Raw genomic sequence first — 23154 nt, forward strand, 5'->3', positions numbered from 1 at the left:
TTAGAATACCGGCCTGTCACGCCGGGGGTCGCGGGTTCGAGTCCCGTCCGCTCCGCCACTAATTTGAAGGCCTTCCCAGATGGGAAGGCCTTTTTGCTATGGGCGATTTTGCCCAGCGACCCACATATTTGCACACCAGAACGAACAGCAAGGCCCGGCTTCATGACCGGGTTTTGATGTTTTTAGCCTGCTGGTGAGCTGCCGACGTCCCACCGCGATGACGTTCCGCTGCGAGCTGATAGAGCTTGAGGATTAAATCAGGCCATCTTGCAACGGTACGTCATCGCTTCCACTTGTTTGTGTAATCCCCTTTTTTGCTTATGGATTTATTCCATTAAAACAGTCTCTTATCAAGAATGAACTGTTTTGCAGCAGGAATGCCACGCGAGATAAATGATAATGATTATTGTTTGAATGATCAGGGCGGGGTCGTTACAATGCGGGCTGATTAATAAAGTGCTTTTCAAATGAGCCTTTTCTAATACTGCGCGTGGCCGGATGCCAGGGCGTTGTAATAAGTGAAGTAAGGGAATACGTCACCTTCCTACTAAAAATGTTCAGGCTAAAACATGACAACAGTGAAACCGAACAAGCTTGCCTTGCTGATCTGCTCCCTTCTTGCGACCCAGGCCTATGCTGCCAAACAAGAGGTGATGGTCGTTACCGCTTCCGGCTTCCAGCAGAAGATTGAAGATTCTGCCGCCTCCATCTCCGTGATTACCCGCGAACAGCTGGAGAAGCGAGCCTATCGCGACGTGACCGACGCACTGAAGGATGTCCCCGGTGTCGTGGTGACGGGGGGGGGTAGCAGCAGTGATATCAGCATTCGCGGTATGGGGTCGAAATACACTCTGATGCTGGTTGATGGCAAGAAGGTGGATAGCCGTGGCACTCGCCCGAACAGCGATGGTCCTGGTATCGAGCAGGGCTGGCTGCCGCCACTGCAGGCGATTGAGCGCATTGAGGTCGTCCGTGGCCCCATGTCATCTCGTTATGGTTCCGATGCCATGGGGGGCGTGATTAACGTGATTACCCGTAAGACCACCGGCCTGGCCTGGCAGGGATCGGTTCATGCTGATTCTACCTTCCAGGAGAACAAGGATGCCGGCAACAGCTTCCAGACCGATGCCTATACCGCAGGTTCACTGATCGATGGCGTGTTGGGGCTGCGTTTCAATGGTCAGCTCGCCCATCGTGGTGAAGACAAATTTATCCAGGGTTTTGCCGAGCAGGAGACTCGCAGTGGCACGGCGGTGCTCAGCTTCAAGCCTGATGACCATAACCGCTTCGATCTGGAAGCCAGTCGCAGTCTGCAGGATCGGGATCGCACGGCCGGCAATTCGCTGGCTGCCAAGGCGAAAGATAGCCTTAACCGATACGAGCGCACCAACTATGCGCTGACCCATGATGGTCAGTATGATTTCGGCTCTTCCAGCAGCTATCTGCAGCAGGAGACCAACACCAACCCCGGCCGCAAGATGGAGCTCACCAACACCATCGCAGATACCCATACCCAGTTTATTCTGGGTGATCACTACCTGAGCGTTGGTGGTCAGTATCGCTATGAGGATCTGCACGATCAGGGCAATACCCTGAAAGTGGCCAACCCTGCCGAGCAGCTGACTCGCTGGAGCTGGGCGATGTTTGTCGAGGATGAGTGGTCACTCACTGACAGCTTTGCCCTGACCGGTGGCGCCCGCATGGATCGGGATCAGAATTACGGTTCTCACTGGAGCCCGCGCCTCTACGGAGTTTGGCATCTGGATGATAGCTGGACCCTGAAAGGGGGCGTATCAACCGGTTACCGCTCCCCTGACTTGCGGATGTCGGCAGCCAACTGGGGCCAGGTCACCGGTGGTGGCAGCCTGGATGGCATGCTGGTCGGTAATCCTGATCTCAAACCCGAGACCAGTGTGAGTGAAGAGATCGGCCTGCTGTGGAACGGTCATCAGGGCTTCAACGCCGGGGTTACCCTGTTCAACACCGACTTCAAGAACAAGATATCCGAAGTGCGTCGTTGCACCAGCAAGAGCGATCCCGCCTGTACCCTCAATGGTCACAGCTATGACTTCATCAGTGATCGGGTCAACGTCGACAAGGCGAACATGCGCGGTGTCGAGGGGATGATGGATTGGGCCATCAATGAGGATTGGTCGGTCAGCTCCAGCTACACCTTTACCCAGTCCGAGCAGAAGAGTGGTCCACTGGCTGGTCATGCCCTCAACCAGATGCCCCGTCACATGTTCAACGGCAGTGTTGACTGGCAAACCACCGAGGATCTCAGCCTCTGGTCACGGGTAAACTTCCGTGGCGAGACCTCCGAGTACCTGAGTCGGGTCAAGATGGCGGAGGGGACACCTTCCTACACCTTCTTTGACATGGGCCTGGTCTATAAGGCCAACAAGCATCTGGATCTGACAGCCGGGGTCTACAACCTGTTCGACAAAACAGTGGATTACAGCAGCTATGGCACTGTGCTGGATGGTCGCCGCTACAACCTGGGCGTGACCTACAACTTCTGATATGGAACCTGTTATGCGGCCGCCATTTTCTGATGGCGGCCGTTTTTATTGCGCCTCCGTCAGGGGGCTACGCCTGATAGACGGCGGCTTGCCAGGTATTGCGCCCCAGTCCCTTGGCCTGATACATGAGGGCGTCAGCCTGCCGTAGTAGCTGGTCGGCATCAGCCTCTCTCTCTGCGGTGACCCAGACTGCCCCGGTGCTGATGGAGAGGGTCACCTCGCCGCTGCTGGTGTGCAGGGTTTGCCGGTTGCTCTCCAGGCAAATACGCTCGGCCCATTGCTCTGTCTCAGCCAATGTAGCCAGCGGCAGCAGCAGGCAAAACTCCTCGCCTCCGATGCGGGCCAGCAGAGCCTCTTCGGGCAACAGGTTCGTCACAGTCGTGGCCAGCTTTTCCAGCAACAGATCCCCGATGCCATGACCAAAGCGGTCATTGGTCTCCTTGAAGTGATCCACATCGAACAGCAACAGGGCACAGGGCATGCCGCTTGCCAGCCGCTGCTCCATGGCGGGCATGAATGCCCGTCGGTTGAGCAGGCCGGTCAGGGGATCTGTACTGGCTTGTTGCTCCAGTCTGGCGTTGGCGCGGCTCAACTCGGTGGTGCGGCTGGCAACAGCGCGGCGCAGTTGCACTATGTAGGCCACCATGATCAGCACTCCGGCCAACAGCAACCAGGGACCGAGATGGATGGGGTAGACGGTTTCGACATGCATCCACTTGCGGATGATCCGCTCGCGATCGCTCTCTTTGATCTTGGCGAATCCCTCTTCCAGCCGGTTTAACAGGGCAAGGTCGCCTTTTTTCACCGCAAAGCGGATCTGGTCGGTATAGAGGTGGCGAACCGGAATAAAGCGGGTGGGATCGTCCGAGGTATAGATGTAGAAGTTGGCGACCTGCAGATCGGCGATAAAGGCTTTTATGTCGCCCCGAAAGGCCGCCGCCAGCAGGGTGTCATTGTCATTGAAGGTTTGCAGTCTGGTGCCGGGGAAGTAGCGTCTGGCGTAATACTCCTCGTAGCCACCGGCTACCACACCGACCGTTTCATGGAGCAGGTAGTAATGTACATCGGTGCCGCGCAATTCGCTCGAGAAGAAGAGCTGGGAGTCGAGCTGGGCGAGAGGCCGGCCATAGTCGAACAGTTTGTCCCGCTCCGGTGACCAGAGCAGTCCGGCGTGAACGTCCGCGTTCCCCTCATGGAGCAGGTCGAGGGAGCCTTGCCAGTCGACCAGCCTGAACTCGATCTTCTGGCCGGTCACCCGGGCATATTCACGCCACAAATCGATCAGCAGGCCATCCGGCTGGCCCGACTCATTGATATAGGAGAAGGGCTGCCAGGCTTTGGAGTTGGTAATGATGATCGGCTCTTCCGGGGCTTTGGCCCAGGCAGGCAGGGCAAGGGCGAGCAGCAGGAGCCCCCACCCGATACTGACTATGACTCCTGTCCTGGAAGAGGCCATCCTTGCTCCAATCCGTTGCCGTATGCCGTCCCGTGGTCACCGATTATCACCGTCTTTCGGATCGAAGAACAAGCGCTCAAATGATGAAGTTTGCATGATGCAAACGGCGCCATGACAATGCTGGCGGATAGAGTAATTACTTACAGCGGCAGGCTGATCCGCGCCTCCAGTCCCCCCTGTGGCCGATTGAGCAGGGTCAGCTCGCCGCCGTGCTGATGGACCAGGGTGCGGGCGATGGAGAGGCCCAACCCGACACTGCCGGACTCGGTGTTGCGCGCTTCATCGAGCCGCACGAACGGCTTGAACACATCCTCCAGCCGCGCCGGATCGATCCCCGGGCCGTTGTCGCAGACCCGGATCAACAGCTCCTCCTTGCGTCGCTCCAGTGACACTTCGGCACTGCCGGCATATTTGATAGCGTTGCCGATGAGGTTCTGCAGTACCCGGCGCAGGGTGTTGGCCCGGCAGGCGTAGACCTCTTTGCCCTCTGCCAGACAGGTGACCGGCTGGCCGGTATCGGCATAGTCATCGCACAGGCTGACCAGCAGGCTGACCAGATCCAGCTCGCGGGTGGCCTCCTGCTGCCCCTCCTCGCGGGCAAAGCTGAGGGTCGCGGCCAGCATCTGCTCCATCTGTTGCAGGGTCTGCTGGATGCGCTCCTTGTCCTCGCCATCGGCCAGAAACTCGGTGCGCAGCCGCAGGCTGGTGATGGGGGTGCGCAGATCGTGGGAGATGGCCGCCAGCATCCGGGTTCTGTCCTGCACGAAGCGGTCGAGCCGGGTGTGCATCCGGTTGAAGGCCTGAATCGATTCGCGGATCTCGGTCGGCCCCTCCTCTTTCAAGGGTTCGATATCCTCGCCCCGCCCGAGCCGCTCCGCATTGCCTGCCAGCTGCTTGAGCGGGCGGGTGGCGCGGCGAAACAGCAGCACCATCAGTCCGATCACCAGACTGGCGACCAGCATCAGGTTGAGGGTGGTCTGCCACGACCAGCTGCCTGCCTCCTTGTCGACCAGCGAACTGAACTGCAGCCAGCCCCCCTGCGGCAGTTCGATGGAGCCATAGAGCCGCATATCCCGCGGCGGCGGAGGGCCCTTGCGATCCCGCATCATGCGGGCGTGATGCTCCCACGCCTTGCTGCGCTGGTTATCCTCTTTCAGCTCGGCGCTGATCTCGACAGTGAGGCCGGGGGGGTAGTTGAGGCGCGAGCGCACCAGCTGCTCGAAGCGGGGGCTGCGGTTATCCGGTTGCAGCGGTTCGTCGGAGAGGCGCAGCAGCAGGGTCTCGCTGCGGCTCGCCTTGAGGATCTCGTCATAGAGGGACGGGGGCGAGAGGGAGAGCAGCCTGACCACAGAGATGATCCGCTGCATGGCGTTGCGGCTGTTGACGAAGCCGAGCGCCTCCTCCCGGTCCGTGCGGTAGATCTGGATACTGAGCAGCTGGATCAGGATCAACCCCGCCAGCGCCACCAGAATGATCTGGCCGGTCAGCCCCTTGGGCCACATCCGTGCCCACAGTCGTCGCAAGGTGCCCACTGCTTAAACCTGCGTCACGTCGGCGGAGAACATATAACCACCACCCCAGATGGTCTTGATCAGCTCCGGATTCTTGGGATCCCGCTCCAGCTTGCGGCGCAGGCGGCTCACCAGAGTATCGATGGCGCGATCGAAGGCCACCGCCTCGCGGCCACGGGCCAGATCCAGCAGTTGATCCCGGCTCAGCACTCGCTGCGGGCGTTCCAGAAACACCTTGAGCAGATCGAACTCTGCGGTGGAGAGGCTGAGGCCCACCCCATCCTCATCGACCAGCTCCCGGCGATTGACGTCGAGCAGCCAGCGATCGAAGCGCAGATCCCGGGTCAGGGTTTCGGCGGCGGGCTGGGTGTCGGCCTGGGTGCGGCGCATCACCGCCTTGATGCGCGCCAGCAGCTCGCGCGGATTGAAAGGCTTGGCCAGATAGTCGTCGGCCCCCATCTCCAATCCGATGATGCGGTCGGTCTCTTCCCCCATGGCAGTCAGCATGATGATGGGCAGGTTCGATTTGACCCGCAGCTCGCGGCAGAGGGTCAGACCATCTTCACCCGGCATCATCAGATCCAGCACCAGCAGGTCGAACTCCCGCTCCTCCAGCAGTCGCTTCATCTCCTTGCCATCCCGGGCGCAGCTGACCCGCAGGCCGTGCTGTTCGAGAAAGCGCTTCAACAGATCGCGGATCTCGCTGTGGTCGTCGACCACCAGAATGTGAGTGTTGCCCTGGTTCATGAATACCTCCCCTGCTTGGCGTTGGCACGAGTATACGAAAATCCGCCCGGCGGTTTGTGTCAAAGTGTGCCAGATCCGCACGATGCCACACTCTGCTACAAAAAAGGGTGAGGCTGGCAAAGTTCAGACACCGATAGGGTGTTTACTTGAGGGCAAGGCAAGAGCGCCGAACCAGAATCATCCCTACAGGAGATAGACCATGAAAAAGCTGACCAAAACCCTGCTGACCGCCACCCTGATCCTTGGCCTGCCGCTGGGTGCCTATGCAGCCAGTGAAGCAGCCCCCACCGGCCAGCCCGGTGCCATGGTGGATTGCCCGATGGACGGCGGCGGCATGATGGGTGGCAAACACCACGGTGGTCGCCACGACAAGATGGCCCGCATGCAGAACATGACCCCGGAGCAGATCCAGGCCAACCTGCAGCAACGTTATGATCGCATTGAAGATCCGGCCAAGAAGGCGGAGTTCATCAAGAAGCTCAACGAGCGTGCCGCCGGTATGACCAAGCACGCCGAAGCAATGAAGCAGTTCGCCGAAGCGAACCAGTAACAGCGCCAGCTGTTATCAACCCAAGGGTGGCCGAGGCCACCCTTTTGTGATCGTATCGATCCATTTTCGCTCGAATCCTTATCTTGCTGTCGCTTATGTGAGCGATGGCAAACGCGCCGTGAGCGAATTGCAAGATAATACCCACTCATATAACAAGCTGCAGTTAGCAGTGGCCGAAAACAGGAGAGGGTATGGGTTGGGATCTGGGGACAATCAAGGGGCGATATACCGCCGTTTTTCTGGGATTCATGGTGGCGGTCTGTGTGCTGACCGTAATCGGTATCCAGTTATGGGTCAAACCCGAGCTGCAACGGGCGGGTGAGCAGAATCTGGTGCTGCGGGTCAGCGAGATTGCGACCGACATTCGCGATCAGCTCAACGGGGTGCAGAGCCAGTCACGCAGTATCACCCAGCTGGTGGCCCAACTGCCGAGTGAGCAAATCGATGCTGTTCTCCCTGCTCTGATCGATCAATATGGCAATGCCATGGTGTTTGGTGGCGGCATCTGGCCGATGCCGGATCAGCGGGAAGCCGGTCGCATCAAGTTCAGTACCTTTTTTCATCGGGATGGTGCCAACAAGCTGATCCCCAACACCTACTGGAACTCGGCCGAGGCGCCCAACTATTTCGAGCAGCCCTGGCACAGAGCCGGGCAGCAGGCGGAGAAAGGCATGTGTGTCTGGGCGGCGGCTTACAAGGATGGTGCCAGCCAACAGCCGCGCACCAACTGTGCCATGGGGATCTATCGTGACGGTTCCCTTTACGGGGTGTCCACCATCGATGTGACGCTGGGTTTCTTCAATGATCTGGTCGCCAAAAAAGAGCAGGAGATCGGGGGTCAGGTGATGATCGTCGAGGCCGACGGCAAGATCCTCAGCAAGAATGGTCGTTTGAGCGGGGATGTGGTGCTGGGCAACCTCTCATCTCACGGGGACTATCCCTTTGCCAGCGCCATCGCTAGCCTGCTGGGGCCGGGTAATGGCGCCGCGTTGCAGCGCACTACCTTTCAGGATCTGGGTGAAGAGCAGACATTGCTGATGCAACCCATCGAAGGAACCCCCTGGCTGTTGGCGGCGGCGCTGCCGACCAGCACCCTGACCCACGACAGTCAGGAGGTGCTCAAGACGCTGGCAGCGATCCAGCTACCGCTAGTGGTGCTGCTGTTTGCGCTGATGTTGATGGCCATCAAGCAGCTGGGCAGTCGACTCGACACCCTCAAGCAGAACATCGATGCGCTCTCGGCCGGAGATGCTGATCTGACTGCCCGGATCCGGGTCAAGGGGCACGATGAGCTGGACCATATCGCTCAATCGGTGAACCGCTTTATCGCCTATCTGCAGCAGATGATGTTGCAGGTGACCGAGACCACAGAGCTGATTACCCGTGAATTGGCCCAGCTGGATCAGCAGACGGGGCAGGCCAGACGCATTCTCGGTGAGCATGCCGCCGAGACCGATCAGATAGTGACAGCCCTGACCGAGCTCAGCTCCACTGCCGACAGTGTGGCGCACCACGCGAGCGATTCCGCCAGCTTTACCGAGTCTGCCAATGGTCAGGCGATTCAGTCCCGTCAGGTGGTGGGTCAGGCCTCTGCCAGTGTGGCGGCGCTGATCGATGAAGTGGATCTTGCTGCGACCAAGGTATTGGGGATGCAGGAAGATGCTCGCCAGATCAGCAGTGTACTCAGCGTGATCGGCGATATTGCTGCCCAGACCAACCTGTTGGCACTCAACGCGGCCATCGAGGCGGCGCGGGCTGGTGAGCAGGGGCGCGGTTTTGCCGTGGTTGCTGATGAGGTGCGCGCACTGGCGGCGAGAACCCAGAATAGCACTGCCGAGGTGGGGAGCATGCTCTCCCGGTTGACGCAGGGGGTGGCAGAAGCCGTGGTGGCCATGGAGCACACCAAGCAGAGCTGTCAGGCGGCGACCGAGAATACCGAGCAGGTGACCGGCGGGCTCGACAAGATGGCGGATGCCGTGGTGCAAATAAACGATCTGGGTACCCAGATTGCGACTGCGGCAGAGGAGCAGAGCCGGGTGACCGAAGAGATCAACCGCAACATGGTCACCATCCGCGACATGGTCAATCTGCTGGTGGATAACGGTCAGAATACCGAACAGAGTTCGGCCACCCTGCTGGAGTCCAATCGCCAGCTGGTGGCGTTGGTGCATCGCTTCAAGGTGTAACAAACCGATAATGAAAGAGGGGGAGCCCGGTGCTCCCCCTCTTGCTATCTGTGCCGATGCGGGTGTTCAGCCCACTCCACCGGACGAGCGAACTTAGCCCTGAGCCTTGTCGGTCAGCTCTACTTTCTTGACGGTTTCGCCTTCGAACTTGATGACCACGTTTTTCTTGGCGGCATCGGTATCTTTCAGCAGGGTTTTGGTGGTTTCTGCCAGCAGCGGAGAGGCCTTCTTCAGGGCATCCAGATCATAGGTCCACACTTCCAGACCGGCCTCGGTCTTGGTGGTGGCAGGAGCGCCCAGCTTCTCTTTGACTGCCTGCTTGTTGGAGCCGCCTTCCTTGATATCCAGAGCCTTTTTGATGGCTTCGTTGGATGCACTGTCCATGGCACCGGATACGGCAGTGCTGGCCGCATCCTTGACGCTGCTGGTGACGCTGTCGGTCAGCGAATCCATCAGGCCGGCATTGGCAAACAGGGGCAGGGTGGTGAGGGCAACCAGCAAACTCTTTTTCATTTTCTACAGCTTCCATGGGTTCAATGAGGCGGCTATGAAATCAGCAAAGATATTGGGCGTCAAGTGAGGCATGCAATTAACATTTCTGTTAACTGGATCTCATTTCTCACCAGCCGCAAACAGTTTTGGTATCTCCCGCACCAGCCAGCTTTTAGCCTTGCCCATGGTGTCTCGCCGCCAGGCCAGCACTACCTGCAATTGATGGCGATATTCGGGGCTGATCACCTTAAGCCGTCCGGCTTGGATGTCCTCCTCAATCCAGCTCTGTGGCATGGTGCCGACGCCGATCCCTGCCAGCAGGGCATCCCGTTTCTCCGTCATGGTGCTGACAGTGAGACGCGGCTGCTTGTCGAGCAGGCGGTAGGTGAGCACCGGCTTGCGCAGGGCGGTATCAGCGACCGCGATGGCGCGATAGCGACGCAGGGTCTCGTCGGCCAAGGGTTCGGGTTCCTGATGCAGCGGGTGATCGGGATGGGCGACGTAGAGCATCACCTCGTCCTTGATCACCTGATGCTTGATGCCGGTCATCATGATGTCCGGATTGATGGAGGAGATCAGCAGGTCGGCGCGACCATCTTCGAGACACTCCCAGCTACCCGCCAGCACCTCTGCCCGCAACCGCAGTCGGGTATCGGTCTGCTCGGCCAGCTTCTCCACCAATGGGTAGAGGGCTTGCACCGGGACCAGCGCATCGACGGCGATTGTGATGTCGGTCTCCCAGCCACGGGCCAGCGCCCGGGTCTCTCCCACCAGATGCTCGGCTGCCTCCAGCAGCACCCGGCCGCGCTCCAGCAGCATGCGTCCCGCCGGGGTGAACTTGGTGCGGTGGCCACTGCGGTCAAACAGCATGGCATCCAGTTCGTCTTCCAGCTTCTGCACCGTATAGCTCAATGCCGAGGGCACCTTGCCCAGCTCGTCGGCCGCCGCCGCAAAGCTGCCGCGGCGGTCGATGGCGTCCAGCACCCGGATTGCCTCCAGGGTCAGCGCCCGCTCCTTGTTCGATTCCTTGGCCATTCCTCACCTTCAATTTTTTTGAATATGTTTGCCAGTTTATCTCGCTAACAAGTTAGGTCATGTCACTTTAATATTCAATCAACGCTTAGGCAGGAACGTCGAGCGGCCAAATATGCGGGTAGTTCCGCACTGTGACACACCAAATCGGTCTGTCTGATGTCGGTGAAAGAACAACACACTATTTGAATAACCTCTTGCATGGATGCATTGATTCTGGCCGAAAAGGCCTTGGCAATGACATATAAAACAAGAGAGTGAATGAACATGAAAAACGTAATCAAGATGCTGGCCGTTGCAGGCCTGATGACCACTGGTTTCGCCCAAGCTTCCGTACCGGCTGACTTCAATGCCATGCCCGGCGTGCTGTTTGTGAACTGGAACGCCACTGCCGCAATGGATGGCAAAGCCAATCCGATGCTGGAAGTGCGTGACGAGTCTGGCGATCTGCTGGCATCAGTCCACGCCAATCTGACAGGCACCCAGCAGGTGCGGATCCCGAGCCGTACCCAGGGCAACCTGACCGTCAGCCTGGCTGGCGAGAGCAGCGAATACCGTATTCCGTTCGGTATCGGTAGCGGCAAACAGCGTTAATCAACCGTCCCGGTAGGTGAGGAGCAGACCATGATGCAATTGAGAGCCGCAGAAGCGCGGGGCAAGGCCAACTTTGGCTGGCTGGACGCGCGCCACAGTTTCTCCTTCGGTCACTACTATGACCCGGAGTGGATGGGGCACTCGGTACTGCGGGTGATCAATCAGGATCTGGTTGCGCCGGGTGGCGGATTCGCCACCCACCCTCACGCCAACATGGAGATCCTCACCTGCGTGCTGCAAGGCACCATAGAGCACAAGGACAGCCTCGGCCATGCCGAGCAGATCCCGGCAGGGGATTTCCAGCTGATGAGCGCAGGCAGCGGGATCCGCCACAGTGAGTACAACCCCTCGCAGACGGATCCTCTCTCCCTGTTGCAGATCTGGATCGAGCCGAACGAGTTCGGCACACCACCCGGATATCAGCAGAAGAAGATCGAGTCCAGACCGGGCATGACGCTGGTGGCGTCACCGGATGGCGAGGCGGGATCGCTGCGGATCCGCCAACAGGCCCGCGTATGGCGGCTGGAACTGGCCCCGGGCGAGACGCTCGAATGGGCACTGACTGGCCGACACGGTTACCTGCAGATGATTTCAGGGGAGTTGACCGCCAACGGTCTGGCTGCCCGACCCGGCGACGGGGTACTCAGTCGTGATGAATACCGGTGGGAGCTGGTTGCGACCAGTGCCAGCCAAGCTCTGTTATTTGACCTACCCTGAAGCAGTCAGCGGTGATGTGACACAAATGAGGAATATGAAATGGACAAGATGAAAGATGTAGCGCTGCTGGCGGGTCGTGTACTGCTGGCGCTGATGTTCGTAATGGCGGGCTGGAGCAAGATCGGCGGCTATGCCGGTACTCAGGGCTATATGGAAGCGATGGGCGTGCCGGGCTTTATGTTGCCGCTGGTGATCCTGCTTGAGCTGGGTGGTGGCCTTGCCGTCGTGCTCGGTCTCTTTACCCGCAGCCTCTCCGTGCTGCTGGCCGGTTTCACCCTGATGGCTGCCTTTATTTTCCATTATCAGCCTGCAGAACAGATGCAGATGCTGATGTTTATGAAGAACGTCTCAGTGGCCGGTGGTTTCCTAGCGCTGGCGGCGGCCGGAGCAGGGGCTTTCAGTCTGGATGCCCGTCTTGGCAAAAACTGGTAATGCCCTGAAGAGTCAAGTTTTCCAATGCCTTTTGGCCGGTGCAACTGCACCGGCTTTTTTCTGTCTGCGTTTTCCGGGTAGGTGAGGTGACGGCACAAATCTGCGGCGCCCCTCATGGTTCAGCGGTTTGCCCGCCTGCTGGCCACAAGTGCCTTTTGCATCTTATCCCCCGATCCCTGACAATTCCCTCTCTTGTGAAGTGACGGAAATGGCTCGCCTTTTCCCTCGCCCCCTCTCATCCACAGGCGGGAATTGCTCATGTTTACCCTCTACCACTCCAATCAGCTGGATCTGCTCAAAGAGCTGCTGGTGAGCCGCATCCGGCAGGCCCCTCTCTCTCACCCCTTCGATCGGGAGCAGATCCTGGTGCAGAGTCCGGGCATGGCCCAGTGGCTCAAGCTGGAGCTGGCCAAAGCCTTCGGCATTGCCGCCAATATCGACTTTCCGTTGCCCGCCAGCTTTATCTGGGAGATGTTCACCCGGGTGCTGGCAGATGTGCCGCGCCAGAGCCCCTACAACAAGGGATCCATGAGCTGGCAGCTGATGACCATTCTGCCCGCCTTGCTGGAGCGCCCCGCCTTTGCCCCGCTCGCCGCCTATCTGGGCGGGGGAGATGAGGAGGATCCTGCCCAGGAGCCCGAGCAGGTGCGGTTGTGGCAGCTCTGCCAGAAGGTAGCGGATCTCTTTGACCAGTATCTGGTCTACCGGCCGGACTGGATCGCCCGTTGGGAAGAAGGGGAAGAATTGAGTCAGGAGCTGGCCGGAGTGAGCGGTCAGGATTGGCAGCCGGAGCTGTGGCGTGAGCTGGTGGCACGCACGTTGGCGCTCTCTCCGAGCGGTTACCACCGCGCCAACCTCTACGAGGAGTTTATCCACGAGCTGGCACGCACCGCCGATCTGCCGGGCAAGCTGCCGCAGCGGGTCTTCGTGTTCGGCATCTCGGCGCTGCCGCCGCGCTATGTGGAGGCGCTGCTGGCCCTCGGCAGCCGCCCGGAGGTGGAGGTGCACCTGTTCGTCACCAACCCCTGCCGCTACTACTGGGGGGATCTGCTGGATCGCAAGACCTTGGCACGGCTGGAGAACAAACTTAAACCCGGCACCGATATCGAGACGTTGCAAGGCCTCGCCAACCCGCTGCTCGCCTCCATGGGCAAGCTGGGACGCGACTACCTGCATCAGCTGATGGAGCTGGAGGTGCCGCAAATCGAGGCTTTCGTCGATATCGACGAGCTGGATGGCAAGGGCAATGTCAGCCTGCTGCGCGCCATCCAGAAGGATGTGCTGGAGCTGGCAGAACGAGGCGCCGGTCAGTTCGATCTCGACAGCAGCCATCACAAGAGCCCCATCAGCCCGGCGGATGGATCCTTGCAGATCCACGCCTGCCACGGCCCGATGCGCGAACTCGAGGTGCTGCACGACCGGCTGCTGGCGCTGTTCGAGCAGGACCCGTCCCTCACCCCGAAAGATGTGGTGGTGATGATGCCGGATGTGAATAGCTACGGCCCCTATATTCAGGCGGTGTTTGGTGCTCGGGGCCAGATCCCGTTTGCGGTCTCGGATCGGGCGGCGAGTCAGGAGAGCCCGCTGCTGCAAAGCTTCCTCGCCCTGCTCAGGCTGCCCAATGCCCGCTTCGGGGCAGGGGAGCTGCTCGCCATTCTCGAGGTGCCCGCCGTGCTGCGCCGTTTCGAGCTGGATGACGACGAGTTCAACCAGCTGCGGGTCTGGGTGCAGGAGACCGGCATCCGCTGGGGGCTGGATGACGGTTACCCAGTCCGCTTCGATCTGCCGCCCATGTCCGGCAACAGCTGGCTGTTCGGCCTGCGCCGCATGCTGCTCGGCTTTGCCATGGGGGATGGCGAGCCGGTGGCGGGCATCCTGCCCTACGCCGATATCGAGGGTCAGCAGGGGCTGGCACTCGGCAAGCTCGCCTGGTTTGTCGATTCGCTGGCCGAGTTTTTGCCCCGCCTGCAACAGGCCCAGCCGCTGGCCGAGTGGAACGCCTGCCTGCTGGCGCTGCTGGAGCGTTTCTATCTGGCCGACGAGGATGAAGAGCGTCAGCTCCAGCTTATTCGCAGCCAGCTGGCCGAGTGGCAGACCCGACTTGGCGAGGCCCGCTTCGAGCAGCCCATTACCGCCGACCTGCTGCAGGACTACCTCGGCAGCGTGCTGGGGGAGTCCCGCTCCAGTCAGCGCTTCCTCGCCGGTCAGGTCAACTTCTGTACCCTGATGCCGATGCGCTCCATCCCCTTCAGGCAGGTCTGCCTGCTCGGCATGAACGACGGCGTCTACCCGCGCACCCTGGCTCCCATGGGGTTCGATCTGATGGCGGTGGCGTCGCGGCGGGGGGATCGCTCCCGTCGCGATGATGACCGCTACCTGTTCCTCGAGGCGCTGCTCAGTGCCCAGCAGGGGCTTTATATCAGCTATCAGGGTTTCAGTGCGCAGGACAACAGCGACAAGGTGCCGTCGGTGCTGCTGGCGGAGCTGATCGACTATGTGCGGCAGGGCTTTGTGCTGGCGGGGGATGAGGAGCTGGACGACGAAACCTCCGGCAAGCGGCTGCTCAACCACCTGATGGTGGCGCATCCGCTCACCCCCTACAGCCGTAACTACTTCTACCCGGAGCCGGGTTCGCGCCTCTTTACCTATGCCGCCGACTGGTTGCCCGCCCTTAACCCAGAGCGCGGCGCGGCCAACTTCCAGAGCGGCGAGCTGCCGCTACCCCCCGAATGGGGCAAGGAGCAGGGGCTGGAGCTGGCGGAGCTGCTGCGCTTCTATCGCCAGCCCACCAAATATTTCCTCAACCGCCGCCTCAAGGTGTGGTTTGAGCTGAACGAAGCCAACATCGAGGACAGCGAGCCGTTCGAGCTGGATGGTCTGCAACATTATCAGCTGAAAGATCTGCTGCTCGATGCCCATCTGGCAGAGGGGGATAGTCCAGAGCGGAGCGACAGCGTGAGCAAACGTCGCGAGCGGTTGCAGCTCACCGGCCTGCTGCCGCAAGGGTGGTTCGGCAGCCTGCTGCTGGACGATCTGGATGCCGAGATGGGCAAGCTGGCGGATCGGCTGCGGCCATGGGTTGCTGCCAATGAGTCAGCAAAGCAGGCGGTGGAGATCGATATTTCTCTCACTCAGGGCCAGCTGCAAGGGTGGATCGACACCCAGAAGGGGCGCTTGCTGGTGGTCAAACCCGGCAGCTTCAACGGCAAGGATCTGCTGCTGGGCTGGATCCAGCACCTCTGCCTCTCATTGAGCAGCGCCCCCGGCGACACCCTGCTGTTCGATGCCAAACAGAGTCTGCGGTTAGCCAAGCTCGCTGCCGATGAGGCGCGCCCCAAGCTGGCGGCGCTGGTGGCGTGCTGGGCACAGGGGATGAAGCGGCCGCTGCCCTTCTTCCCCAACACCGCATGGGATTGGCTCAAGGCGATCGAGAAGGATCCCGACAAGCCGGAGGCGGCCGACAAGGCGGCTCTCACCCGTTTCAACGGCGGCTGGATGATCAATGGGGAGGGGCAAGACGTTTACGTCGCCCGCTGCTTCCCCGAACTCGATGACGAGGTGCTGGGGCAGTTGCAGGCGCTGGCCCGCGAACACCTGACCCCGCTGCTCAAGACCCTGGAGGAGCTGAAATAATGGCTAACCCGCTCAATACATTGCGTTTTCCCCTCCATGGTGAACGACTGATCGAAGCCTCCGCCGGTACCGGCAAGACCTACACCATCGCCGGTCTCTACCTGCGCCTGCTGCTGGGCCACGGCCCGCTCATCGAAGAGGGCGCCGATGCCGGTCAGCCGAGCGCCCACGAGCGGCCGCTCTCGGTGACCGAAATTCTGGTGGTGACCTTTACCGAAGCGGCCACCGCCGAGCTGCGCGGGCGGATCCGCGGTCGCATTCACGAGGCGCGGCTCGCCTTTATGCGCGGCCATAGCAGTGACACCCTGCTGGCCCAATTGCTGGCCGAGGTGGAGGATCACGAATTGGCGGCCCGCCGCCTGCTGGCCGCCGAGCGGCAGATGGACGAGGCGGCGGTCTTTACCATCCACGGCTTCTGCCAGCGGATGCTCAAGCAGAACGCCTTCGAGTCGGGCGCCCTCTTTGAAACCGAATTTCTCACCGACGACAGCCAGCTCAGGCTGCAGGCGGTGAGCGACTACTGGCGATCCGAGTTCTATCCGGTGGATAAAGCCCTCGCCAGCGCGGTGCGCGCGCTCTGGCCAAGCCCCGCGGCCCTGCTGCGGGAGATGGGCAGCTGGCTCGACAACAGCGAGCTGGAGATCCACCCCGCGCTGGGGGACGAGACCCTCGCCGCCCGCCATCAGGCGGCCATGAGTCGCATCGCTGCGGTGAAGAGCGAGTGGCTGGCGCAGACGGACGAGATCCGCCGCCAGACCGACGGGCAAGTAAGCCGCTACACCGGCAAGAACTACGAAGGGTGGCTTGCCAAGATAGCCGACTGGGCACAGGACGAGAGCAGTGGCTACGCCATCCCCAAGGAGCTGGAGCGCTTTGGCCAGACGGTGCTGGAGGAGAACCTCAAGAAGGGGGGCGCAGTGCCGACCCTGCCACTGTTCAGCCAGATCGATGAACTGCTGGCGAGTCGCCCCGGTATTCGGGATCTGATCCTGCAACGGGCAGCCAAAGTAGTGCGCAGCCGGATGCAGGCGAGCAAGCGGCAGGCTCATCAGCTCTCGTTCGATGACCTGCTGAAAGACCTCGACGGGGCGCTCGGCTCCAGCCTTGGCGAGCGGCTCTGCGAGCGCATTCGCGCCACCTACCGGGTGGCGATGATCGATGAATTTCAGGATACCGACCCCCAGCAGTACCGCATCTTCCATCGCCTCTACGGCGGCCATAGCGACACGGCGCTGTTGATGATCGGTGACCCCAAGCAGGCCATCTACGGCTTTCGCGGCGCCGACATCTTTACCTACATTCAGGCGCGGCGAAATGTGAGCGCCCACTACACCCTCGGGCGCAACTGGCGCTCCAGCAGTGCGCTGGTAGGGGCGGTCAACGGCCTGTTCGAGCGAGCCAAGGATCCCTTTATCTACGAGGCGGATATCCCCTTCCTGCCGGTGGAGGCGCAGGGCAAGAGCAAGGCGCTGCTGCTCGATGGCGTCACCGCCCCCGTGCTCCACTGCTGGCAGCTGAGCGGCCAGCCCACCTTCAACCGGGGGGATTACCAGAGCAAGATGGCCCGCGCCACCGCCGCCGAGATCCACCGCCTGCTGACCCTGGCCCGCGAGGGCAAGGCGCTGATCGGTGACAAGGCGGTGAAGGCCGGAGATATCGCCGTGCTGGTGCGCACCGGCGCCGAGGGCAAGCTGGTGCAGCAGGAGCTGGCGCGGCTCGCCATCGCCTCCGTCTATCTGTCGAACCGCGAGAGCGTGCTGGAGCAGGTGGAGGCGCGGGAGATCTTGCTGATTTTGCACGCCTGCCAGAACCCGAGCGAGGAGCGCAGCCTGCGGGCGGCGCTCGCCACTGGCCTGTTTGATCTCGACGCCAAGGCGCTCGATGGGCTGGCCAGCGACGAGCGGGCGTGGGAGAGCGCGGTGCAGGAGTTTATGGAGTACCGCAAGATCTGGCATCGCCGCGGCGTGCTGGCGATGCTGCGGGCCCTGCTGCACCGGCGCAATCTCGCCTCTTCGCTTTTGGCGAGCCCTTATGGCGAGCGGCGGCTGACCAACTTCCTCCATCTCGGCGAGCTGCTGCAACAGGTGAGCAGCGAGCTGGACGGGGAGTATGCCCTGCTGCGCTGGCTGGGGGAGGCGGTGAGCCGCCCCAACGGGCAGGATGCGGAGCAGGTACTGCGGCTCGAATCCGAGCGGAAATTGGTGCAGATCGTCACCATCCACAAATCCAAGGGGCTGGAGTACCCGCTGGTGTTCCTGCCCTTTATCTGTAGCCACAGAACCGCCGAGACCCCGCTCTATCACGAAGCGGATGAGGCGGGCAATCGCACCATTCTCGATCTGACCGGCGCCGACTCGTCGCTCGCCGAAGCGGACAGGGAGCGCCTTGCCGAAGATTTGCGGCTGCTCTATGTGGCGCTGACCCGGGGCGTCTACGCCACCTGGCTGGGGCTGGCGCCGGTGCGGGCAGGAGCAGGCAAGTCGGAGAAGACCGACCTGCACCACACCGCCATCGGCTACCTGCTGCAAAAGGGCGAAGAGGGGGATGCGCAGACGCTGGCGACCGCCCTGACCGAGCTGGCGCAGGCGCTGCCCGGGGTGGCCGTCGGTGAGCCCTCGCTCACTCGTCCGGCCCCGCTGCCGCCAGAGGAGGAGCAGTTGGGCGAGCCGCAGGTGCGCCACTTTAGCGGTTCACTTGAGCGGGACTGGTGGATCAGCTCCTACTCCGGGCTGGCGGCGCAGGGTCATGGTCACAGCAAGGGCGTACTCGCCAATCCCGGCTTCGATGACGAGGTCGTCACCGAGGCGGCTGCGCTGGTTTCCGAGCAACCGGAGGAGGCACCCCAGCCCTCCATCTTCACCTTCCCGAAAGGGGCGCGCCCCGGCACCTTGCTGCACAGCCTGTTCGAGACCATCGACTTTCAAAGCGCCGGCGGCGAGCCGCTGGCAGAGCATATCGCCAGCTTGTTGTTGCAAGACGGCTTCGACGAGAGCTGGGCCCCGGTGCTGCAACAGCAGGTGGAGACGGTGCTGGATACCCCGCTGGAAACGGGCTTTGGTGAGCCGGTGCGGCTGCGGGAGCTGGCCCCCGAGCGCAAGCAGGTGGAGCTGGAGTTCTTCCTGCCCATGGGACGGGTGACGGCACCGGCGCTAACCGCGCTCTGCCAGCAGCACGACCCGCTGTCGCGGGGCAACAAGCCGCTCAGCTTTGCCACCGTGCAGGGGATGCTCAAGGGCTTTATCGATCTGGTGTTCGAGTGGCAGGGGCGCTGGTATCTGCTCGACTACAAATCGAACCACCTCGGCATGAGCCCTGCCGATTACAGCCGTTCGGCGCTGGAGCGGGCGATGGCCGAGCACCGCTACGACTTGCAATACCAGCTCTACTCGCTGGCGTTGCACCGGCTGCTCACCCTGCGCCTGCCGGGCTACGACTTCGAGCAGCACTTTGGCGGGGTCTTCTATCTGTTCCTGCGCGGCATGCCGCAGGGGGGCATTTTCCATACCCGCCCGAGCCGTGAACTGGTGCAGGGGCTGGATGAGTTGTTTAGAAATGGTGATCGCTCCGGCGGTGTGTCATCAGCAGAATTAAACGAGGTAGAGGCATGAGCGGCACCATGATCAGCACCGCAGCCAGCGCAATGATGGTTGAACGGCTCAAAACACTGGCGCTGGCTGGCCGCATCCGCCAGCTGGATCTGCAATTTGCCCGGCTGGTGGCCGACCTTGGCGGCAGCCCCGAGCTGGTGCTGGGGGCGGCGCTCACCTGCTTCGAACTGGGGCGTGGCCATGTCTGTCTGCCGCTGGAGATGCTCGCTGCCGGATCCCTGCGCCCGTTCGGGCTGGATCCCCAGCAGAGCCGGGATCTGTTGGCTGATCTGGCGGATCCTGCCCGCTGGCCCGCCCTGTTTGCGGCAAGCCCGCTCGTGGGTACCGAACAGGATGAGGGGCTTGCCCCGCGCTGGCCGCTGCGGCTGTGGCACGGGCGGCTCTACCTCACCCGCTACCACGATTTTGAACTGGGGGTGGCCCGCCATCTGCGTACCCTGAGCGAGCGCGCCGAATGGCCGGAGATAGCCCCGGCCCTGTCGCGGCTGTTTGCTCGCGACTACGGGCTGGTGTTCGCGGCGCTGCTCAAGGCCCGCCTCGCCCCCGATTTTTCGGCCCGCCACTTTATCGAAAAGTATCTCGATCTGGTGTTCCCCAATGAAGTGGATTGGCCCGCCATCGAAGGGCTGCTGGCCAGCGCCCAGGCGGCGAGCGACCTGAGCAAACTGGATACGCTGGTGCCCGAGGCGCTCTGCTGCAACGGCCAGAAGCTGGCGGCGGCCACGGCGGCGGCGCGCCCCTTTGCGGTGATCTCCGGCGGCCCCGGCACCGGCAAGACCACCACGGTCGCCAAACTGCTCGCCATTCTGGTGGAGACCGGCCTGCAGGCTGGCAAGGCGCCAGCGATCCGGCTGGTGGCCCCCACCGGCAAGGCGGCGGCGCGCCTCACCGAGAGTATCGGCTCTGCCCTGCAGGCCCTCGATCTGCCCCCCGAGTGGGTCGAAGCGATCCCCACCGAAGCGGGTACCCTGCACCGGCTGCTCGGGGTCATTCCGGGGCGCAGCCAGTTCCGCCACCACGCGGGCAACCCGCTGCACCTTGACTTGCTGGTGGTGGATGAGGCCTCCATGGTCGACCTGCCGATGATGGCGCGGCTGCTCGATGCGTTGCCGAGCCACGCTCGCCTCATCCTGCTCGGCGACAAGGATCAGCTCGCCTCGGTGGAGGCGGGGGCCGTGCTCGGCGATATCTGCAGCTTTATCGAACAGGGCATCAGCCCCGCGCAGGCGGAGTGGCTCTCCCGCCAGACCGGCTACCGCTTGCAGGGCACGCCCGCGGGGGCACCGGTGCGCGACAGCCTCTGTTTGCTGGCCAAGAGCTGGCGCTTTGATCAGCACTCCGGCATCGGCCAGCTGGCGCACGCTTGCAACAGCGGCGATGCCACGGCGGTGGAGGCGGTCTGGGGCATGGGCTTTGCCGATATCAGCCTGCACCCCTGGGCGGGGGAGGTCTACGATGCCCTGATTGCCCAGGGGGTAGCCGGTTACGGCAGCTATCTGAAGGCGGCCCGCGCGGGGGAGGCGCCCGCCGCCGTGTTCAAGGCATTCAACAGCTTCCAGATCCTCTGCGCCCTGCGCGATGGCCCGTTCGGCGTGCTGGGACTTAACGAGCGGCTCGAACTGGCCCTGTCACGGGCTGGCCTGATTGCCCGCGATGGCGACTGGTATGCCGGCCGCCCGGTGATGGTGGTGCGCAACGACCACGGGGTCGGCCTCTACAACGGCGATATGGGGCTCTGCCTGCCCGATGAAACTGGGCGGCTCAAGGTATGGTTCGAGCAGCCGGATGGCACATTGCGCGCCCTGTTGCCCAGTCGGCTGCCGCCCCACGAGACGGTCTACGCCATGACCATCCACAAGTCCCAAGGCTCGGAGTTTGCCCATACCGTGCTGGTGCTGCCCGACAGCCCCAGCCCGCTGCTGACCCGCGAGCTGGTCTATACCGGCATCACCCGCGCCAAAGTCAGGCTCGATCTCTACGGCGATCGCGCCCTGCTGGCACAAGCGGTACGGAAAAAGACCGAGCGTTATTCCGGATTGGCGGAGAGGTTGGGGGAGTAAGCGATTGGACGGCGGTAAAGGGAGTTGCTGTTGACCCGTTACGCTGTGCTAATTGCACCAACAGTGCTGTGGCAATGAGCGGTATGTTTTATGACCGTGACGCACGGTAATGGCGCTTGTCATTTTTTCTACTTAAAGTATTGATTTTTAACGGGTGTTGTCTCGGTGCGCTTTTTGTGGGTCGGTACATGTGTTTTTGTTTTATAAATAGCGCAGCGTGACATACCCAGTAGGGAGGAAGGTCGTGATTGAAGAGGCACTTTCGTATAAGAATCTTGGCCCTTGTCTGAGCAGTGATTTGGCCGCATACCTTGTAGAGAAGCATGGATTAACACATGAAGCTGCTCGCCAACGGATCAGACGATCAAGTAATCGAGTAAAACAGCTAGCATATTTAACGTTTTCTAGAGGGACTCGCTTTACATATTTAGAACAAGATTACGGTTCTCCAATGTTCTGGGGACATTTGTTTAAAGCAATTTATAGCCAGAAAGGTGCGTACGCTTTAGCTCTAGGTGCTGTACAGGCTAGAGGGATTGTTCCTATAGAGCATTTTTATACCATTTGTGGTTCACCAAAAGCTCAGCAGAAAAAAATTAGTGCATTTAGTGTATTGGAAAGAATGCTTGATGCGAGGATTTTTGTAAAAGACGAAGTAGATGGTATAGGGGAGTGTGTCCTTACTAAGGATTTATATGATAGGAATGAATTGAAAGAGCTGGAAATAATTTCTGTTCGTGCAAGGTTACTTGCTGAAGAAATATTTATTGGCGCCATGAAAGAGTGGCTTAGAAGGTTATCTATAGCAAGTTTTGATTGTATCAAGACCAGAGGTGACATCAATAGTCAACCAATGGTTGGACCATTTTTTTGGGATCTTTCATCACCTAGTTACTTGGCTCCATTAGTCGATTGGAATAAGCAGGATAAGCCCAATCCTGGCTTTGTTGTTTGTGATGTTTTATTTTCAAAAAATGTAGAGCTAATTCATATAGAGCCATTTTTAAATAAAATAAACTCACTGCAAGCATTGAAGAAAATAAACAAGGTTATTTACATTTTCGTTGCCCTTAGCTATGAAAAAGAAGCACTGAATAAGCTTAAAGAAAAAGGCGTTATACCAGCAACACCAGAAAGTCTTTTTGGTAAAGATATAGCGGAAGCATTCATATCTTTAATCGATATTACTAAAAAGTCAGCTATAGGAGAGATTGAAAGTAAAGCTTTTGATGAAGTGATTACAAGGTTAGGCAGTCTCGAAGGTGCTATGGGTAATATGCGTGGCGCGTTCTTTGAAATACTGGTCAGTCACATAATAAGAAATTCTACTGCTGGCAATGTCTATCTTAATAGAACATTTAAAAATAATGGTGGAGAAAAGGCTGAGGTTGATGTTTATGTCGTTCCTCAAGTCGGTGAGCCAAGAATCATCGAGTGTAAAGCCATGAAGCCAGGTTCTTTTGTGAGTAATGAAGAAGTAAATAGATGGTTAGATATTAGAATTAAACGAGTCAGAGAGCATTTGCAGAGACTAGAAATGGTAATCCCCCCGAAAAACTGAGGTGCTCATAAGTAGAATTTTCTCGTATCTTGAACGCAGGAGGTTCTACATGA

General features: G+C 60.2%; 15 protein-coding genes. 10 read left to right on the plus strand and 5 right to left on the minus strand.

Going from position 1 to position 23154, the window contains the following annotated elements; translation table 11 throughout:
• Window positions 1-569: 569 nt before the first annotated feature.
• Window positions 570-2522 carry a ligand-gated channel protein gene (locus tag OKC43_RS20690; RefSeq protein ID WP_236271719.1) on the plus strand — a complete coding sequence of 651 codons (1953 nt, stop codon included), beginning with the start codon at window positions 570-572 and terminating at the stop codon, window positions 2520-2522.
• A gap of 67 nt (window positions 2523-2589) precedes the next feature.
• On the opposite strand, the gene OKC43_RS20695 is transcribed toward OKC43_RS20690, so the two are convergent.
• From OKC43_RS20695 to OKC43_RS20705, 3 genes are all read right to left on the minus strand, one after another.
• Window positions 2590-3978 carry a transporter substrate-binding domain-containing diguanylate cyclase gene (locus OKC43_RS20695; RefSeq protein WP_236271720.1) on the minus strand — a complete coding sequence of 463 codons (1389 nt, stop codon included), beginning with the start codon at window positions 3976-3978 and terminating at the stop codon, window positions 2590-2592.
• Window positions 3979-4118: 140 nt separating this feature from the next.
• Window positions 4119-5480, minus strand: coding sequence for an ATP-binding protein (locus OKC43_RS20700; protein ID WP_005356852.1), 1362 nt, complete (start codon window positions 5478-5480; stop codon window positions 4119-4121).
• A 33-nt stretch (window positions 5481-5513) separates the two neighbouring features.
• Entirely contained in the window at window positions 5514-6236 is a 723-nt protein-coding gene (locus OKC43_RS20705) for a response regulator (RefSeq protein ID WP_040068709.1), read from the minus strand.
• A gap of 199 nt (window positions 6237-6435) precedes the next feature.
• On the opposite strand from OKC43_RS20705, the gene OKC43_RS20710 reads away from it, so the two are divergent.
• Both OKC43_RS20710 and OKC43_RS20715 read left to right on the plus strand, forming a co-directional pair.
• On the plus strand, window positions 6436-6786 hold the full coding sequence (locus OKC43_RS20710) for a hypothetical protein (RefSeq protein ID WP_005355311.1): 351 nt from the start codon (window positions 6436-6438) through the stop codon (window positions 6784-6786).
• Between the two features lie 191 nt (window positions 6787-6977).
• Window positions 6978-8972, plus strand: coding sequence for a methyl-accepting chemotaxis protein (locus OKC43_RS20715; RefSeq protein WP_128834453.1), 1995 nt, complete (start codon window positions 6978-6980; stop codon window positions 8970-8972).
• Window positions 8973-9065: 93 nt separating this feature from the next.
• Here OKC43_RS20715 and OKC43_RS20720 read toward each other — a convergent pair whose 3' ends face one another.
• Window positions 9066-9485, minus strand: a complete 420-nt coding sequence (locus OKC43_RS20720; RefSeq protein ID WP_236271721.1) for a hypothetical protein — start codon at window positions 9483-9485, stop codon at window positions 9066-9068.
• A 99-nt stretch (window positions 9486-9584) separates the two neighbouring features.
• Complete coding sequence (locus OKC43_RS20725; protein WP_236271722.1) at window positions 9585-10499, minus strand: LysR family transcriptional regulator; 915 nt, start codon at window positions 10497-10499, stop codon at window positions 9585-9587.
• 258 nt (window positions 10500-10757) lie between these two features.
• Here OKC43_RS20725 and OKC43_RS20730 point away from each other — a divergent pair, with 258 nt between their 5' ends.
• The 7 genes from OKC43_RS20730 to OKC43_RS20760 all read left to right on the plus strand — a co-directional run bounded on the left by OKC43_RS20730 (window position 10758) and on the right by OKC43_RS20760 (window position 23101).
• A complete protein-coding gene (locus OKC43_RS20730) occupies window positions 10758-11090 on the plus strand; it encodes a hypothetical protein (protein ID WP_139740468.1) in 333 nt (110 codons plus the stop codon).
• 30 nt (window positions 11091-11120) lie between these two features.
• The gene (locus OKC43_RS20735; RefSeq protein ID WP_236271723.1) at window positions 11121-11807 is read left to right on the plus strand and encodes a pirin family protein; all 687 of its coding nucleotides are present in this window, start codon (window positions 11121-11123) and stop codon (window positions 11805-11807) included.
• Window positions 11808-11846: 39 nt separating this feature from the next.
• Window positions 11847-12239: a DoxX family protein gene (locus OKC43_RS20740; RefSeq protein WP_005342720.1), complete on the plus strand. Its 393-nt coding sequence runs from the start codon at window positions 11847-11849 to the stop codon at window positions 12237-12239.
• A gap of 258 nt (window positions 12240-12497) precedes the next feature.
• The gene (recC, locus tag OKC43_RS20745) at window positions 12498-15872 is read left to right on the plus strand and encodes an exodeoxyribonuclease V subunit gamma (protein ID WP_236271724.1); all 3375 of its coding nucleotides are present in this window, start codon (window positions 12498-12500) and stop codon (window positions 15870-15872) included.
• A complete protein-coding gene (recB, locus tag OKC43_RS20750) occupies window positions 15872-19480 on the plus strand; it encodes an exodeoxyribonuclease V subunit beta (RefSeq protein ID WP_270660612.1) in 3609 nt (1202 codons plus the stop codon). The genes recC and recB overlap by 1 nt, the downstream gene beginning before the upstream one ends.
• Entirely contained in the window at window positions 19477-21540 is a 2064-nt protein-coding gene (gene recD, locus OKC43_RS20755; protein WP_236271726.1) for an exodeoxyribonuclease V subunit alpha, read from the plus strand. The genes recB and recD overlap by 4 nt, the downstream gene beginning before the upstream one ends.
• Window positions 21541-21784: 244 nt before the next feature.
• Entirely contained in the window at window positions 21785-23101 is a 1317-nt protein-coding gene (locus tag OKC43_RS20760; protein WP_270660614.1) for a hypothetical protein, read from the plus strand.
• The last annotated feature ends 53 nt before the right edge of the window (window positions 23102-23154 follow it).

The sequence above is a fragment of the Aeromonas sp. Y289-2 genome (assembly GCF_027705925.1).
Taxonomy (GTDB): domain Bacteria; phylum Pseudomonadota; class Gammaproteobacteria; order Enterobacterales; family Aeromonadaceae; genus Aeromonas; species Aeromonas veronii.

What these genes read in the sequence shown, in the direction of transcription:
- OKC43_RS20705 (WP_040068709.1), bottom strand. Translation starts at nt 6,236, where the DNA reads ATGAACCAGGGCAACACTCACATTCTGGTGGTCGACGACCACAGCGAG.
- OKC43_RS20735 (WP_236271723.1), top strand. Translation starts at nt 11,121, where the DNA reads ATGATGCAATTGAGAGCCGCAGAAGCGCGGGGCAAGGCCAACTTTGGC.
- OKC43_RS20715 (WP_128834453.1), top strand. Translation starts at nt 6,978, where the DNA reads ATGGGTTGGGATCTGGGGACAATCAAGGGGCGATATACCGCCGTTTTT.
- OKC43_RS20720 (WP_236271721.1), bottom strand. Translation starts at nt 9,485, where the DNA reads ATGAAAAAGAGTTTGCTGGTTGCCCTCACCACCCTGCCCCTGTTTGCC.
- OKC43_RS20695 (WP_236271720.1), bottom strand. Translation starts at nt 3,978, where the DNA reads ATGGCCTCTTCCAGGACAGGAGTCATAGTCAGTATCGGGTGGGGGCTC.
- recC (WP_236271724.1), top strand. Translation starts at nt 12,498, where the DNA reads ATGTTTACCCTCTACCACTCCAATCAGCTGGATCTGCTCAAAGAGCTG.
- OKC43_RS20740 (WP_005342720.1), top strand. Translation starts at nt 11,847, where the DNA reads ATGGACAAGATGAAAGATGTAGCGCTGCTGGCGGGTCGTGTACTGCTG.
- OKC43_RS20700 (WP_005356852.1), bottom strand. Translation starts at nt 5,480, where the DNA reads ATGTGGCCCAAGGGGCTGACCGGCCAGATCATTCTGGTGGCGCTGGCG.
- OKC43_RS20690 (WP_236271719.1), top strand. Translation starts at nt 570, where the DNA reads ATGACAACAGTGAAACCGAACAAGCTTGCCTTGCTGATCTGCTCCCTT.
- recD (WP_236271726.1), top strand. Translation starts at nt 19,477, where the DNA reads ATGAGCGGCACCATGATCAGCACCGCAGCCAGCGCAATGATGGTTGAA.
- OKC43_RS20730 (WP_139740468.1), top strand. Translation starts at nt 10,758, where the DNA reads ATGAACATGAAAAACGTAATCAAGATGCTGGCCGTTGCAGGCCTGATG.
- OKC43_RS20710 (WP_005355311.1), top strand. Translation starts at nt 6,436, where the DNA reads ATGAAAAAGCTGACCAAAACCCTGCTGACCGCCACCCTGATCCTTGGC.
- recB (WP_270660612.1), top strand. Translation starts at nt 15,872, where the DNA reads ATGGCTAACCCGCTCAATACATTGCGTTTTCCCCTCCATGGTGAACGA.
- OKC43_RS20725 (WP_236271722.1), bottom strand. Translation starts at nt 10,499, where the DNA reads ATGGCCAAGGAATCGAACAAGGAGCGGGCGCTGACCCTGGAGGCAATC.